At 43.7% G+C, this 17,170-nt stretch carries 12 protein-coding genes; 5 read left to right on the top strand and 7 right to left on the bottom strand.

What is annotated here, in order from left to right; all coding sequences use genetic code 11:
* The first annotated feature begins 138 nt into the window (after positions 1-138).
* Both phoA (BFG52_RS03065) and phoA (BFG52_RS03060) read left to right on the top strand, forming a co-directional pair.
* On the top strand, positions 139-1,632 hold the full coding sequence (gene phoA, locus BFG52_RS03065) for an alkaline phosphatase (protein WP_067552468.1): 1,494 nt from the start codon (positions 139-141) through the stop codon (positions 1,630-1,632).
* A 365-nt stretch (positions 1,633-1,997) separates the two neighbouring features.
* Positions 1,998-3,473, top strand: a complete 1,476-nt coding sequence (gene phoA / locus BFG52_RS03060; protein ID WP_067552465.1) for an alkaline phosphatase — start codon at positions 1,998-2,000, stop codon at positions 3,471-3,473.
* Positions 3,474-3,594: 121 nt separating this feature from the next.
* On the opposite strand, the gene ftn is transcribed toward phoA (BFG52_RS03060), so the two are convergent.
* The 6 genes from ftn to BFG52_RS03030 form a co-directional block, all read right to left on the bottom strand.
* The gene (ftn, locus tag BFG52_RS03055) at positions 3,595-4,059 is read right to left on the bottom strand and encodes a heteropolymeric bacterioferritin subunit Ftn (RefSeq protein WP_067552462.1); all 465 of its coding nucleotides are present in this window, start codon (positions 4,057-4,059) and stop codon (positions 3,595-3,597) included.
* A gap of 348 nt (positions 4,060-4,407) precedes the next feature.
* Complete coding sequence (gene ligA, locus BFG52_RS03050; protein WP_067552459.1) at positions 4,408-6,447, bottom strand: NAD-dependent DNA ligase LigA; 2,040 nt, start codon at positions 6,445-6,447, stop codon at positions 4,408-4,410.
* Between the two features lie 133 nt (positions 6,448-6,580).
* Positions 6,581-7,714 (bottom strand): cell division protein ZipA C-terminal FtsZ-binding domain-containing protein, encoded by a 1,134-nt coding sequence (locus tag BFG52_RS03045; RefSeq protein WP_067552456.1) that lies wholly within the window; start codon positions 7,712-7,714, stop codon positions 6,581-6,583.
* 1 nt (position 7,715) lies between these two features.
* Complete coding sequence (smc, locus tag BFG52_RS03040; protein ID WP_067552453.1) at positions 7,716-11,168, bottom strand: chromosome segregation protein SMC; 3,453 nt, start codon at positions 11,166-11,168, stop codon at positions 7,716-7,718.
* A gap of 10 nt (positions 11,169-11,178) precedes the next feature.
* Positions 11,179-11,874, bottom strand: a complete 696-nt coding sequence (locus BFG52_RS03035) for a GntR family transcriptional regulator (protein WP_067552450.1) — start codon at positions 11,872-11,874, stop codon at positions 11,179-11,181.
* 392 nt (positions 11,875-12,266) lie between these two features.
* Entirely contained in the window at positions 12,267-13,076 is an 810-nt protein-coding gene (locus BFG52_RS03030) for a sulfite exporter TauE/SafE family protein (protein ID WP_067552447.1), read from the bottom strand.
* A gap of 30 nt (positions 13,077-13,106) precedes the next feature.
* Here BFG52_RS03030 and BFG52_RS03025 point away from each other — a divergent pair, with 30 nt between their 5' ends.
* Together BFG52_RS03025 and BFG52_RS03020 are read left to right on the top strand one after the other, a co-directional pair.
* Positions 13,107-13,877, top strand: a complete 771-nt coding sequence (locus BFG52_RS03025) for a biotin--[acetyl-CoA-carboxylase] ligase (RefSeq protein ID WP_067552445.1) — start codon at positions 13,107-13,109, stop codon at positions 13,875-13,877.
* Positions 13,878-13,889: 12 nt separating this feature from the next.
* Positions 13,890-14,615, top strand: coding sequence for a type III pantothenate kinase (locus BFG52_RS03020; protein WP_067552443.1), 726 nt, complete (start codon positions 13,890-13,892; stop codon positions 14,613-14,615).
* A 148-nt stretch (positions 14,616-14,763) separates the two neighbouring features.
* On the opposite strand, the gene ffh is transcribed toward BFG52_RS03020, so the two are convergent.
* Positions 14,764-16,167: a signal recognition particle protein gene (gene ffh / locus BFG52_RS03015; protein WP_067552441.1), complete on the bottom strand. Its 1,404-nt coding sequence runs from the start codon at positions 16,165-16,167 to the stop codon at positions 14,764-14,766.
* Positions 16,168-16,311: 144 nt separating this feature from the next.
* Here ffh and BFG52_RS03010 point away from each other — a divergent pair, with 144 nt between their 5' ends.
* Positions 16,312-17,127, top strand: a complete 816-nt coding sequence (locus tag BFG52_RS03010) for a cytochrome C assembly family protein (RefSeq protein WP_067552438.1) — start codon at positions 16,312-16,314, stop codon at positions 17,125-17,127.
* The last annotated feature ends 43 nt before the right edge of the window (positions 17,128-17,170 follow it).

The following is a 17,170-nucleotide window of genomic DNA, read 5'->3' as shown; positions in this document are numbered from 1 at the left end:
ATTCCAAGGCAACGTCAACCCAAGCCAACGTTAAATATAATTTAATAAAATTAATCTCAATTTATTTTTACTTCGCAATATACTTGTCATATCTCATGGTTAATTTACCTACACTTTATAATGCTATGGAACATTAACGTGAAATTTAAATTATTATTATTGCCAATGTGCATTTCCTTATTGACGGCTTGTGGTGATGACAAAGACAACAATAGCCCCCCTACTCCTGCTCCAGCAGCGCCTACCACACCGAAAGAAAGCAAACCCAAAGAAGCAGCACAAGATAGCTTATTAACCCCGCAATCGAAAGGTGATGTGAGCCAATTTGGCGGTGCGACCCGTTTGCAAATCGAACGAACCGCCGCAGTCAAAGCATCTTTAAGTGATGCGAAAGTCAAACACGTGATTTTATTTATTGGCGATGGAACCAGTGAGTCTGAAATCACGGCAGCTCGAAACTATGCCGAAGGTGCGGCAGGCTATTTTAAAGGCTTAGATGTATTACCTTTTACTGGGGCCTATACCACGTATGCCCTCGGTAAAGGCAACAGTTCGATCAATTATGTGACCGATTCTGCTGCATCGGCAACAGCTTGGGCAACCGGCGTTAAAACCCATAATAATGGCTTAGGCATTGATACTTATGGGAAACCGCATCAATCTATTTTAATGCTTGCCAAACAAGCCGGCTTTGCCACAGGTAATGTAACCACCACAGAACTTCAAGATGCTACACCTGCTGCGCTGGTCTCACATATTGCCCATCGTCGTTGTTACGGTCCAGTTGTCACCCAAACACGATGCAAAGAAAATGCTCTAGACAATCCAGCAGGTAACGGTTTGGGTTCGATTACAGAACAAATGCTCAAAGCACGCGCCGATGTCACTTTGGGTGGTGGACGTAAAACTTTTAGTGAGCGTGTAGTCGGCGGTCAGTACCAAGGTCTCAGTCTGCTAGAACAAGCTAAACAGGAAAAATACCAAGTCATCAATACCGCAGCTGAATTGAAAAATATCAAAAAAGCGGATCAAAATCAGCCCGTGCTGGGTTTGTTTGCAGAGGGTAATTTACCGACATTATGGTCAGGACCTAGAGCCGTACTCAATGGACATAAAGGTGAAGCCATCCAATGTCGTGCCAACCCAAGCTTCGGTGCCGATGTCCCAACCTTAAAAGAGATGACCAGCAAAGCCATTGAACTGCTAAAAAGCAATGAAAAAGGTTTCTTCTTACAAGTTGAAAGTGGCTCGATTGACAAAGCCAACCATGCTTCTAATCCTTGTGCACAATTTGGTGAAACAGTACAACTGGATGAAGCGATTCAAGTCGCGCTAGCTTTTGCCAAGGACCATCCCGACACCCTCATCATCGTGACAGGCGATCATGCGCATACCAGTCAAATTATTCCAAATAGCACCAATAGCCCTGGTAATACCCAAAAATTGCTGACCAAAGACAATGTGCCAATGAGTATTAACTATGGTACTTCAACAAGTTCTAGCCAAACTCACACTGGGGCGCAAGTTCGTACCGCAGCCTACGGTCCTCGTGCTGCCAATGTGTTAGGTCTGATTGATCAAACTGACTTATTCTTTATTATGCGTGATGCGATGGGATTGCCTAAATCCTAAACTCTAAATCCTAGACTCTAAATCATAAGCCCTACATTCATTAGGGGATACATCCATATTGCTATCCTCATCGATATTGACCTTGTGAGCGATAACCCTTGTGATCTATAGTCCTTATGATCTATAGCCCTTATGATCTATAGCACATGTAGTCTAGAACAGGTGTAATCTACAACAACAGCAGCAGATTAGCGTGCTATCGACCCAATAACGGGTAGATAGCATGCAGCAAAATGCGAAATAATCATGCCCAATTCAATCAAAATCAAGCTGACTTAAAATAAAAATATTGTCGCTAGCAACACGGTTGTCATATTGCATGGTTATTTTGTCTGTACACAAAACAGTTGCAATGGAACTTCGCCGTGAAATTCAAATTATTACTATTGCCTTTATGTCTGTCATTGCTCACAGCATGTAATGATGATAAAGACGATACCAGCGCAAGCACTCAGCCAGAGAAACCCACCACACCGACGACACCAGCCAATTCAAACGGTGAACTCCTTAAGCCTGCTGCCAAAGGGGATATCACGAAATTTGGTGGTGCAACACGTTTACAAGCTGAGCGCACAGCAGCAATCAAAGCATCGCTCAGCGATCGCCAAGTAAAAAATATAATTTTGTTTATTGGTGATGGTACCAGCGAATCTGAAATTACCTCTGCACGTAACTATGCCGAAGGTGCGGGTGGCTATTTCAAAGGTCTAGACGTATTGCCCTTTACCGGTGCTTATACCACTTATGCGCTGAACAAAGGCAATGGTCAAATCGACTATGTGACCGACTCAGCGGCTTCAGCTACCGCTTGGGCAACTGGGGTAAAAACCTATAATAATGCCTTGGGTGTCGACACTTTTGGTACACCACATAAATCTATTTTAGAACTTGCCAAACAAGCGGGCTTTGCCACAGGGAACGTCACCACCACTGAACTACAAGATGCAACCCCAGCCGCTTTGATTTCACATATTGCGTATCGCAGCTGCTATGGTCCAACAGCAACCAAAGCCAAGTGTAATGAAAACTCATTGGATAACCCACAGGGCAATGGCTTAGGTTCAATTACCGAACAGCTACTGAAAGCACGTGCTGACGTGACCTTGGGTGGTGGACGTAAAACCTTTAGTGAAATTGCTGTCGGCGGTAAGTACAAAGGTCTCAGCTTGCTAGAACAAGCTAAACAAGAAAAATACCAAGTGATTAACAGCGCTGCTGAATTGAAAAATATCAAAAAAGCGGATCAAAATCAGCCTGTGCTAGGTTTATTCTCAGAAGGTAATTTACCAACATTATGGTCAGGTCCAAAAGCCGTACTCAATGGACATAATGGTGAAGCCATCAAATGTAGCGCCAACCCAAGCTTCACTGCCGATGTCCCTACTTTAAAAGACATGACCAGCAAAGCCATTGAGCTTCTCAAGAGCAATGACAAAGGTTTCTTCTTACAAGTGGAAAGTGGTTCTATCGATAAAGCCAACCATGCATCTGACCCATGTGGTCAAATCGGTGAAACAGTACAACTTGATGAAGCGATTCAAGTGGCTTTAGCCTTTGCCAAAGAAAACCCAGATACGCTGATCATTGTTACCGGTGACCATGCCCATACCAGTCAAATTATTCCAAATGAAACCAAAAGCCCGGGCAATACACTCAAACTCATCACCAAAGATAATGTACCCATGAGCATTAACTATGGTACATCAACAACGTCAAGCCAAGAGCATACAGGTGCGCAAGTGCGTACCGCAGCCTATGGTCCTCGTGCGGGTAACGTCTCCGGCTTACTGGATCAAACCGATTTGTTCTTTATTATGCGTGATGCATTGGGTCTAAAATAACCTTAACCCTATATAAAATCTAATATAAACATTAAATAAAAAAAACAGCGCCGAGGCGCTGTTTTTTTTATTCTGCTGGCGATAACAGTCCGTGCTGTTATTGGCTGGCGAACCTGGTTGATTACATTTGTGATTGGATATAGTTCTGTAAACCAATCAGCTCAATCAGACCAATCTGTTTTTCCAACCAATAGGTATGATCTTCTTCTGTATCATTCATTTGCTGACGCAACATGTCACGGCTGACATAGTCACCTTTTTCTTCGCATAATTTAACACCTTGCGCAAGTTGCTCACGCACATGGTATTCCAATTTTAAATCGGCTTTTAAGCAAGACAATACATCTTCACCCACTTCAATATCATCGCGATGCATATTGGGGGTACCATCTAAAAACAAGACACGGCGAATCAAAGCATCGGCGTGTTGGGCTTCTTCTTGCATTTCATGATCAATACGTTCATAAATTTTACTTAAGCCCCAGTCTTCATACATACGAGAATGGATTAAATATTGATCACGCGCCGCAAGTTCGCCACCGATCAACATGTTCAGATAGTCAATGACTTCCGGATTGCCACGCATAGTACTTACTCCTATTTTTGTTGCGGCTATTATGGCGAGTTTCTGAGGAATTTGCAAAAGTAAAAATCACGTAAGTTTATGATTTTTATAAAATTAAAATGAGAAACATACGCATTTGCAATTTTGATTAAAAAAAATTCATATACAAAATAAGCGCTTGCAAATCGGATCCCTTAGAAAAGCCATGCCAAATAGCACTTTTTAAAAAATATTAATTTTTGTAAATTTTTAAAAAATATGGGTCGCGCCGCACAAAACAGCAACTTTTAAGAAAAACTGCATGTTACTGGTTTAAAACCAATAACATAGCGCAGTGATTCTCAATTACATTGTGTGTAAATTTACCCGCTATTGACCGGCATTATGGCTGGCGATAAAGGCGATAAATTCTGCTTCCGTCATAATGTCTATCGCTAGTTTTTGTGCTTTTTCTAATTTAGAGCCGGCTTTTTCACCCGCAACCAGACATTTGGTTTTACTGGATACACTACCACTGACACGTGCCCCCAAAGCTTGTAAAGCTTGCGTGGCGTCGTCACGACTCATTTGACTCAGTGTGCCGGTAATGACCCAACTTTGTCCATTTAAAGGTTGTCGTGATGGTGCCAACGGTGCATCCCAATGAATCCCAGCAGCAATGAGACGATCTAAAATTTCAATATTATGCGGTGCTTTAAAGAAATCATAAATCCACTCCGCGGTAATCTCTCCCACATCGGGCGTACGTTTTAAAGCATCAATATCGGCGGCTTTCAATGCGTCCAGACTTTGGAAACAGTTGGCAAGCATACGTGCCGTACTTTCACCAACACCGCGAATGCCCAAAGCGTAAATAAAACTTCCCAGTGTGGTTTTTTTACTCTGCTCAATGGCATCCAATAAGTTCTGTAATGACTTCTCACCCATCTTGTCAATTTGTAGCATCTGTTCACGATGTTCAGACAACTGATAAATATCTGCCACACTATCGAGCAAGTTTAAATGCAACAAAGACTCTACCCAACGATCGCCTAAACCTTCGATATCCATAGCTTTACGCGAAACAAAATGGCGTATGGCTTCGATTCGTTGTGCTGAACAATACAAACCACCGGAACAACGTGCTAAAGCTTCGCCTTCTGGCATAACCACGGGCGAGTCACAGACTGGGCAATGGCTTGGCAATTGCACTGGCGCATAGATTTGCTCTGGTTTTCTCAGCTCTGTCCAGACTCTTTCAACTTTGGGAATAACATCGCCACTGCGATAGACACTCACTGTGTCGCCAATGCGTACATCCAAACGATGAATTTCACCAATATTATGCAGGGTTACATTGGATACCGTTACCCCACCGACCGCAACCGGTTCTAAGCGTGCAACCGGTGTGATGGTACCAGTACGTCCAACTTGCCAATCAATCTGTTCTACCGTGGTCAATGCTGCAATCGCAGGAAATTTATAAGCTGTCGCCCAACGCGGCTCGCGGCTTAAAAAGCCCAATTGTTTTTGTTGTTGTAAATTATTGACTTTAATCACCATACCATCGATTTCCACCGATAAATCTGGACGCTGTTGATTGATCTCAAGATAAATCTGTTGCACTGCTGCAATGCTGTCACACACAAAATGTTTTTCACCAATGGCAAAACCAAAACCAGTTAACCAGTCCAAACTCTCAGACATGGTTTCTAGCCCATGATGCGGAACACATTGTGCAATACCATACGCATAGAATGCCAAAGGACGAGATGCAGCAACCTCTGGATCTAACTGTCTTAGGCTACCTGCCGCAGCATTGCGGGGATTGGCAAATACTTTTTCACCTTTGGCTTGTTGCTCTGCATTGAGCCGTAAAAAGCCGGCTTTGGGCATCAGCACTTCACCACGCACTTCTAACAATTCCGGTACCGCCTGTTGGTCGGCATAAAGGACTTTGGGCAAATTACGGATGGTTTTGACATTTTGCGTAATCAACTCACCAGTTTCACCATCCCCACGGGTCACACCACGGACCAATACGCCATTTTCATACCAGAGGGAAATCGCTAAACCATCAAACTTGAGCTCAACATCATATTGAATCTGTTGTTGCGCTAAACGCTCCTCAATACGACGTGCAAAAGCATAGAGTTCTGTTTCATCAAAGACATTGCCCAATGACAGCATCGGTACTGTATGGGTCACGGTTTCAAACTTACTTAATGCTTGCCCACCCACTTTGCTGATTGGGCTATCGGCTTGAACACAGTCGGGATATTGTTGTTCTAAGCCTTTTAACTGATGGAATAATTGATCATATTCACTGTCTTCAATCTCAGGCTGATCCATAACATAGTAGGCATGGTTATGCTGGGCAATGAGTTGAATCAGCTGACGCATTTGCGTGATGATTGTCGATTTATCCATGTTTTATTCACCAGTTAAAAGGGCGGAAAATCCGCCCCAGAAAAATTGCAAAGTACTCTATGATCATCGTAGATGGATCGTGGCGCCATTATAAAACAGTTTTTTGCTTTAGATGGCATCTGTCTCAGATGTTTTAAAGTGCTTGACCTGCCCGATAATCAATCGCCTTATGACGCCAGTGCTCTTTAAGCTGTGGGGTAAATTCCAGATTGTTTTCGTCATATACTGCACCATCAATCTCACGTGCAATTAAACCTGCAATACTCACCATGGTATCAAAGCCTTTTTGCACATTGCGATGCGGTAATGCCAAGAAAAATGCCAGGCCTTGTACTTGCTCACCCGATAAACTTTCCAAGTCAAATCCGGTTGGACCTTCATCGGTAATCCGTAGCACAGAAAACATTAACGGACTGACTTCTTCTGTATTTTCATAGCGATGAAAACAAGATAGCTCACCAAAACGCAGACCATATTTAAGCAAAAGCTTTAAGGTCTTATCCCCAGAAAGGGCGCGGCGTGGATTGGGATAAACATTGAGCGCAATCAAGGTCTCGGCATTGGCCAAAGTGCTTTCATCATCGAAACGACGCTGCTCATGTAAGTGCTTATCTAAGATACTGCTTTCTTCTTCAAAGTCGGCGATTTCAGCTGTCTCAATATTGGGATTTAATTGAAAAGACAGCACATCATCTGTGCTAGATGCACTATCTTGAGTCGCCGCAGTCACTGTAGCAGTTTGAGTCGATAGGCTGTCATTCGACTGGGTCGGCAAAGCCGCTCCGCTATCGCGCGTTACGGTCGTACTGTCGAATACGCTGCTTGGTGTTGCTGTGCTGTCTATTGCAGTGCTTTGTATTGTGGTGCTTTCTTCTACAGCAATGCTTGCGTCTGCCACAGCTGCGGAGGTTTCCGGAGTTGTTGCGCGTTCGGCTTGTGCTTCATCGCGACCAGCCTGAGCAAAAACCGTAGCATCTGGTGAGCTTGCCTCCACCTGAACCTCGGTTGCTGCTGTGGTTTTGGCTTGCCCTGCATCTGGCACAGCAATAGCTGGCTCAGTAGCAACATCTACTGCGACAGCCTCGGCTGCTAACTGCAATTGATCACGTACATGACGTGGAATAATAGGCAGTTGTGTTTCTGCATTCAATTGTAATTCTGACTCCAAGGAGGGTGCGGCATCATTGGGTTTACGAAATATCAGGATTAAACCAAATAGTACGATCACCGCTGCGACCACGATTCCCACAACTGTAGTAATTTGCATATTATGACTCCGCCACTAAACCGTATTCTTTTGCTTCCTCTAAATCCACCCGTACCAACTTGGATGCACCAGGTTCTGGCATGGTTACCCCCAATAAATCTGTTGCCATCGTCATAGCAACCTTATTGTGTGTAATGTAAATGAATTGCACCTGCTCAGAAAGCTCTTTTACTAAATTACAAAACCGACCGACATTGGCATCATCCAAGGGGGCATCCACTTCATCCAAAACACAAAAAGGTGCCGGATTCAATCTAAAAATCGCAAAGACCAAGGCCAAAGCGGTGAGCGCTTTTTCCCCTCCCGACAGCAATGCCAATGAGCTATTGCGTTTACCAGGTGGCCGCGCCATTAACTTCACCCCAGATTGCCAATCATCCTCTAAACTCAACTGCGCCTCACCACCGTTGAATACCTTGGGAAACAAATGTTGTAATTCATGATTGACCTGATTAAAGGTGGTCATAAACAACTTCTTGGTTTCTTGGTCAATACTTTTCATCGCTTCTTGCAATTGCAATACCGTATGTTCGATATCTTCAATTTGATGGGTCAATTCAGCATAACGTTGCTGTACTTCTTGGTATTCTTCTGAGGCTGCTAAATTGACCGCACCTAATTTTTGGAATTGTTTTTGTAACTGCTCTAATTTACGCTGATGGTCTGCCACATCAATGTCTAGTCCCATTAAAGCCTCGCGCTCTAAAGCGTTCAGCTGTTCAGTATAATGTTGTAAATCTGATTGAGCAGCTTGCCATGCCAAACGTTTTTGTTCAAGCTGACTGCGCAGCTCTTCATCACTAAGTTGTTGATTATGTCTCAGTTCTGTTAATTCTTTTTGCTTGCTTTGAACATGGTTTAATTCAGTTTGCCACTTTTGCCATGTCGCTTGTAACTTGGCTGTTTGCTCGGCCTGTTGCTCATAATCTTGCTGTAGCTGCGGATGATCCTGCTCTAAACCGTGTAACTGTTGTTGCGATTGCTCAATTTGCGCACTAGCGACAGCATATTGTTGCTGTTCAAAGCTCAGATCTTTTTCCAGCAAGGCAATCTGTTGCTGACGTTCAGTCACATGTTTGATGAGATCTTCACGTTGCTGTTGGGTATGACGATGTTGCTGTTGGATGTCATCATAGCGCGTACTGACGTCATCAAGCGCATCTTGCAGACCATTAAAGTGTGGTAGCGTTTGTTGCAATTTCAGCTCTAAGGCATGCTGGTCTATTTCTAGATCATCTTTTTGCATGGCATCTTCTTCAAGCTGTTCATCTAGCTGTTGTAATTGTTGTTGTAACTGTGTTTGCTGTAACTGAAATGCCTGTGCAGCAGCTTCCTGCTTGGCCAAATCTAGCGCATAGTGTTGCAGTTGTTGCTGTAGTACTTGTTGCTGCTGTGCTGACTGCTTAGACTGTTGTTGTAAGTCCTGTTGCTGCTGTTGTAATTGCTGAATCTGTTGTTCCAGCAACGTCATATGTGGGTTAAGCTGGGCGAGTATATGTTCAATTTCATCCAAGCGCACGCGATGACTCAATGCCCCTTGTGCCTGCTGACTGTCTTCATCAAAGTTCAGTGCTAACATCCAATCCGGACCAAGATGATAAGCATCCAAACTTAAAATCGACTGCCCTACCGTTAAATCTGCCTGTAAAGACAATGCTTGGGTCAGGTCTTGGGCAATAAACACCTGCTGATACAAAGACAATTGCGGTGCAACAATCCAGTCTGCTAAACAGCTTAGCGTAGCAAAACTTGCGCCATGTGCGGACTTGCCTGGCGTGACTTGTCTTGCGACATCGCTTTGGAAATCGGCTATAGAATGATGGACTTTGGCACTGAGCCATTGCGCCAAAAATTTTTCAATCACCACGGCGTGCGCCTTGGCTGAGGGATGTAATTGCAGCTGGTCTAACAACTGTTGTACACCATACTGTTGCGTGCCTGCTGCCTTTACCATGAGCTGTTGTAAATGTTTTTGCTCCGTCAACAAAGCCTGCTGTTCTGCCTTACTGGCAGCATACTGTTGTTGATGTTGATCTAATTGTGTCTGCAAAAGGGTAACTTGCTGTTGTACCGCACTATGATCTTGCGTTAACTGCTGCAATTGTTGCTGGACATCTTGTTGCTGCGTGAGAATAACCGTACTTTGCTCATCGCAGTAGCGTTGTTTAACCTGTTCGCTCTGTATCAGTAGTTGCTGTTTTTGCTGGCTCAGGCGGTCGATATTCTTCTGCAGTTGTTGCAGTTGCTGTTGCATTTGTTGCTGTTGCTGTTGTTGTTTCTGCAACAATGTTTTGGCCTCGTGGTACTGTTGCTGTACCTGTTGTTGCTGTTGCTGCAAATCTTTGACGCTTTGCTCATCCTGTTGTAATGCTGCGTCTAAGCGATGCGTTTGTTGTTGATATTGCTCAAGCTGTGCATGTAAATCATCTAAACGAAGCGCCAACAGCTGAGTACGTTCTTTACTTTGTTGTTTTTGCTGTTGCAAAGCGCTCAACTGCTGCTGTTGCTGTGCCACATTGCTCTGTTTTTGCTGTAACTTGGACTGCAATTCAGCCAAGCTTTTTTCTGCTTGTTGCCATTGCTGTTGTAAGGGGGTGGACTGCTCAATCAAGCGTTGAAAAAGATCATTGCTGCTACTGAGCTCATGTTCTAAAGTAGTCATTTCCGAACGGACCAATTTAAAACGCTCACCTAAACTGTCCATTTCTACATGATATTGCTGTTGTAAGCGGCTACTACGCTCACACTGAAATGATAAGATCTCGACTTTTAGCCCCACTATTTCTTGTTCTAATTGTTTATAGCGTACGGCATTTTCTGACTGATTTTTGAGGGTTTTGAGTTGTGATTTCAGCTCTCCTGCTATATCTTGCAGGCGATCCAAATTTTGTGTGGTGTGTTCCAAATGCGTAAACGTTTCGCGGCGGCGTGCTTGATAACGTGACACCCCAGCAGCTTCTTCAATAAACACACGCATTTCATCAGGCTTGGCATCCACCAAACGATTAATCATGCCCTGCTCGATAATGGCATAAGAACGTGGTCCTAAACCGGTACCCAAGAAAATATCGGTAATATCACGGCGACGACACTTGGTGCCATTGAGAAAATATTCAGAACGTCCATCACGATTGACCTGACGGCGTACGGCCAGTTCTTGATAGGCATTATATGCGCCACCCAATTTGCCATAGGTATTTTCAAAGCGTAATTCAACACTGGCAACGCCGACTGCTTTTCGTTTATGAGTCCCGGTGAAAATCACATCTTGCATGCTACCGCCACGTAATTGGCGCGCACTCGATTCCCCCATGACCCAGCGAATCGCATCGATGACATTGGATTTACCACAACCGTTGGGTCCAACCACAGCAGTTCGGTTGGCTTTAAAATGTAAAGTCGTTGCATCGGCAAAAGATTTAAAGCCGGAAAGTTTTAAGCTACTTAAACGCATAATGTCCTAATTATCGACGCGATCTACGCGCCCAGGCGAGTTCAATCTGTTTCATACGTGTTAGCGATTCCAACACGAGATTACGCAAGTGTCGACAAAAATCTTCCATAAATAAAGCAGCTTGTTGTGATTTTCGGATCAAAATCGCATCAATCACCAATTTAAAGAGTTCAAAAGCTTCCTGTAGCTCTCGTTTGGAGGTATTTAAAGCTAAAAAGTAACTCCGTCGAATCGAAGGTAATAATTCTTGATAAAACTTCATGATATACGGATTTGCTACCATATCATGTTGTAAAGCGAGATGCTTAAAAACACTATCATAAAATTTTTCACTATGACCTTGTTCGATTAAGTTGACCAAATCCAAACTCAACTGCTGTAAACACTGTGCCTCATGACTGCGCCATGTTTCACTCATACGTTGTACTTGATAGCCCAACAACATGGCACTGGTATCAAATAAGGCGCGTACTTGTTGTGCCGACATCTCGGTCACAATGGCACCACGCCGTGGATAAATATGAATTAAATGCGTACGCTCGACCAGTAACAAGGCTTCTCGTACAGAGCCACGACTGACATCGAGTGCTTTGGCAATGCGTATTTCTTGAATACGCTCACCTTCTACCAGCTCGCCACAAATAATCTGTTCGCTAATATGGCTGGCGATTTGCTCGGATAAACTCTCTTGCTGTTCCAATTGCATTACGTCCTAGTTTATTATCGTAGCAGCACACGCTGTTGTGTTCTGTGCAAAAGCAATTCAATCACACAGAGATACACAAGACAGCCGACCGTTCTGGGCTGATATCACTTTAATCATTTTTTAATGTTATAGCTTATGAATAACAATTTTAGTTAAAAATACTAGAGTATCATGTGATTTTTCAATAGTTATTTGGATTCTTGCCGAGAAATCAGTAAACCAAGCGGTCAAATCTACAGCATCACGGGTGCAACGCACCCGCAAATCGACCTAGCCATATCGATGGTCTGGTATGTCATCGCAATACAGCGTATCAAGACAATGTTTCAATATAGCGTTTCAATACAGCCTTGCAATAGCTGCAATAAACGTTAGACAGTAGGCGCTATGCTTTACAGCATGGCTTGTGCTGCTTGCACAATAAAATACGTTCCTATACACAACAGCATGACGGCAAAACATTTTTTCAATTTAGCCGGTGATAAGGCATGCGCCACTTTAGCACCGAATTTTGCAGTAATAAAACTCATCACACTAATTCCAATAAAGGCATAGAGATGGACATAACCAATGGTATGTGGCATCGCGATCGCTTGGCTACGACCAAACACCATAAAGCCCAAAGCACCGGCAATCGCAATGGGTAAGCCACAAGCCGCCGAGGTCGCCACCGCTTTTTGCATCACCACGCCATTTTTACTGAGATAAGGGACAGTCAGACTGCCACCGCCGATTCCAAAAATCGCTGAGGCAATGCCTATGCCTGTGCCCGCAAACAATTGTTTGCCTGTTGACGGTAATTGTTGTGAGATAGACTGCGCTTGTTGGGCCCCTTTAAACATACGATAAGCCACCCAACACGCAAATAAACCAATAATCAGCTGTAATACCGCACTCGGTAACTTATCGGCAATAGCCGCGCCTAAAAACGCACCAACCACCAAACCAGGCGCGAGATTTTTAAAGACCGACCATAAAATTGCCCCTCTTTTCTGATGTGCCATGACCGAGCTGATTGACGTTACCATAATCGTTGCCAAGGAAGTGCCCAGCGCTAGATGCATAATGACGGCTGGATCATAGCCCTGTTGGGTAAATACCACATAAAGAATAGGTACAATAATCAAGCCACCACCGACACCAAATAGACCTGCAGCAAAACCAGCGATTGCACCAATAGCCAGATATATGATTAACTCCATAACTCTTTTACACTCTTGTTTAATTTGAAAATGGATGTAGCTACCCGTAACGTACAGCAACGCTTATCTGCTGCAGGGCATTATCCGGAAGTCGTGCTACTCAAACCGAGTACCACCTCTACCAATGATGATGTAAAGCAGTTAGCAGAAACTGGAGTCAGCAGCATATTGGTCTGCAGTGAACAGCAAACTCAAGGACGAGGGCAACATCAAAAGAATTGGCTTTCGCCTGTTGGGAACATTTATTTAAGCACATTGCTAGAAACACGAACAGCTTTAAATGGCTGCCTAGCCCTTGAAATTGCACTTAATATTTTACAGATGCCAGCACTGAAAGGCTTACATGGCTTGCAAATCAAATGGCCGAACGACTTATATAGTGCGCAAGGAAAATGGGGGGGAATTTTAGTTGAACCCTTAAACCAACATCAAGTCGTAGTTGGTGTAGGCATCAATTTATACCCGCTGCCAGATACTTTGGACCAAGCCAATACCAGTTTAAGTCAACTGGGACTATGCCAGATCGACCGGCTCACCTTGATCAGCGAGTTATATCTTGCCATTCAACATGCTGGGCAATGGTTTGATCATGGCTGCTACCGCTTGGCAGAGCGCTTCAATCATTATGCTGCCTTTAAGGATCAAGCGGTGCAATTCACCACCCGAGATCAACAATACATCCAAGGTATCTTCATCGGTATTGCCAGTGACGGCAGTGTTAAAATACAGACACAGCAAGGCATTGAGCAGTTTTATCTTGGACAATTACGTCTACAACACAGCAATGAGACAAACAATTAAGGTGGTCATGCCATGAAACAACTTTGGCTAGATATCGGTAATACGCGATTAAAATACTGGATTACCTTAAATGGCATGATTGTTGAACAAGATGCCGAACTGCATTTGCAATCACCGGCAGATCTTTTACTGGGCTTGATTCAACACTTTAAAAATTTAGCGCTGGACTGTGTCGGAGTCTCTTCGGTACAAGACCCACAAAACAATAAACGTATTGCCAAGATTCTGGCTTTATTACAAATTCCAATACATTTTGCGCAAGTACAGCATGAATTTGCCGGGTTACGTTGTGGTTATGATCAACCACAAGCATTGGGGATCGACCGTTGGTTACAAGTCTTGGCCGTCGCACAACCGCCGCTCAATCTGTGTATTATCAGTTGCGGAACAGCGCTAACCATTGACTTAACGGAAGGTATGCAGCATTTGGGAGGCTATATCTTACCCAATCTCTATTTACAGCGTGATGCACTGATTCAAAATACCAAGGGCATTAAAATTCCAGATGCTGCTTTCCATGAATTGAGTCCAGGTCGCAATACCATTGATGCTGTGCATCATGGCATCTTCTTTGGCTTATTGAGCACAGTCGAAAAAGTTTTACAGCAGCAACCGCGACAGTTGATCCTGACGGGGGGAGATGCACAACTCTTTGCCAGCCATCTACAACAGTTTCAGCCGCAAATTGAGCCCGATTTATTGCTCAAAGGTTTGCAGTCTTATTTGGCCAATCTCTAGATGACCCTGTATTGTACGCGTAGTATGGTATTGCACGCGCATGAAAGCAATACACGCCATAATGACTGACCTGCAATAAGACGGGCATATCCCCCACAAAAAAACAGGCTCAATACCATGAGCCTGTTTTTTTGTGGGGAGAAAAGGACTATTTTTTGTCATTACTGCCAAATAATGGTCCCATACTGCCGCCACCGAATTGCTTTTGCAGCCCACCAAATGAACGCATCATCTTGGCAATGCCAGATGGATTGGCAAATTTTTTCATCATTTTCGCCATTTGGCTATGTTGTTTAATCAGCTTATTGATCTCAGCAACATCCATACCACAGCCTGCCGCAATACGTTTTTTACGGCTAGGGTTCATCAGTTCCGGATTACGACGTTCTTTGATGGTCATCGACTGAATAATCGCTTCCATCTTTTTCACTTGCTTCTCTGGGTTGGCTTGCTCAATGGCGTGTTGAATACCACTGTTGCTCATGCCAGGCAATTTGTCTAAAAAGCCCATCATGCCGCCCATTTTATTCATTTGTTCAAATTGCATGAGCATGTCTTCAAAGTTGAAGTTACCGCCCTTCTGCAATTTTTTCGCCATTTTCTCCGCTTTTTCTTTGTCGATTTTGCGTTCAACTTCTTCGACCAAAGATAAAACGTCACCCATCCCCAAGATCCGTTGTGCCACACGTTCAGGATGGAATGGCTCTAGGGCATCGAGTTTTTCCCCCATACCCAAAAATTTAATGGGCTTGCCGGTAATGGCGCGTACAGACAATGCCGCACCACCACGCGCATCCCCATCGGTTTTGGTGAGAATAACACCAGTCAATGGCAAGGCATCATTAAAGGCTTTGGCGGTATTGGCGGCATCTTGCCCGGTCATGGCATCCACGACAAATAGTGTTTCTGTCGGATGAATCGCTGCATGCAATTCTTTAATTTCGCCCATCATGTCGTCATCGATATGCAAACGACCTGCAGTATCGACAATCAAGACATCAGCAAACTTGATCTTGGCTTGCTCAATGGCACGATTCACAATATCAATCGGTTTTTCTGACGCATCAGAGGCGATGAACTCGGCACCCACCTCTTCAGAAACAGTTTGTAACTGTTTAATGGCCGCAGGACGATAAACGTCGGCAGACACTGTCATGACTTTTTTCTTTTGACGCTCTTTTAAGAAACGTGCCAACTTCGCTGCTGTGGTGGTTTTACCCGCCCCTTGCAAACCTGCTAACAACACCACTACAGGTGGTTTTGCAGCAAGATCAAGACTTTCGTTGGCTTCACCCATCATTTTGGTGAGTTCATCATGAACAATTTTAACGAAAGCTTGCCCTGGAGAAAGCTGGGTCATCACTTCTTGACCTAATGCTTCTTCCTTAACTTTGGCGATAAATTCACGGGTAACAGCTAAGGCAACATCGGCCTCAAGCAGTGCCATACGCACTTCTCTTAAGGTGTCTTTAATATTGTCTTCGGTCAGTTGCCCTGAGCCAGTAACATTTCTTAAACTTTGCGTGAGGCGTTCTGTTAAGGTATCAAACATTACAAAATCCGCTTAAAATGGCTAATTGCAAAAATTCTTTCATTAAAATAGAAATTTTATGCATAAGATGCTATAGGATACTGTAGTTCACATGGAATTTATATCACAACACATGAATTTTCATCATCCTGCAAAAGGTTTGACATGATTAGTCTTAGTCTACCCTTGGTTTACACGATTTTAGCACTCATTGCATACAGCACAGCGTTTTGGTATTTGCTTGCTCATTTGATCGCTAAGCAAAGCCCAAACCATTGGTTTATAGGATTACTATCGAGTTTAGCGCTGGCCTTACATGCTGGAGTGCTTTACCGTGATATGTTAACACCAGTCGGACTCAACTATGATGTCTTTAATATGTTGTCCTTTACTTCAGCTTTAATGCTGCTGTTTAGTTTAATGTATAGCACCTACCGCCCAGTCATTTCATTGAACTTGATTGGTATTCCTGTGGCAGCGCTGGGTTTGATTGCAGGTTATGCCTTTAGCCAGCCCTATCTATTTGTAGAGCAGCATTCTTATTGGCTTGATATTCATATTATTTTATCTTTATCTGCCTATGCAGTGCTATTGATGGCAACCATTCAAGCAGTGATTTTATGGTTGCAAGACCGTGAGCTAAAAAATAGACAGAAACGGCGAATATGGGTCAATTTACTGCCCTCGTTCCAAGCCATGGAAAATCTACTTTTTGATATGCTCATCACGGGCTTTGTCATGCTTACCGTTGCTTTAGCCTGTGGCTTCTTTACCATTGATAACTTCTTTGCTCAGCATCTGGCACACAAAACCGCCTTTAGTATTATTTCTTGGTTTGTCTATGGTGCATTGCTGATCGGGCATTATAAATTTGGTTGGCGTGGCCAAAAGGCAATCCGTTTTACCATTACCGGTTTTCTACTCCTCGCCTTGGGCTTTTTTGGTAGCAAATTTGTATTGCAGTTGATTTTAAATCGCTAAGTCGCATCGAAAATTAAGCAATGGGCTAAATCGCATACGTCCC

This window comes from Acinetobacter larvae, assembly GCF_001704115.1.
Classification (GTDB): domain Bacteria; phylum Pseudomonadota; class Gammaproteobacteria; order Pseudomonadales; family Moraxellaceae; genus Acinetobacter; species Acinetobacter larvae.
Note: the sequence above shows the minus strand (reverse complement) of the source record. Positions and strands in the feature narration are given on the sequence as shown.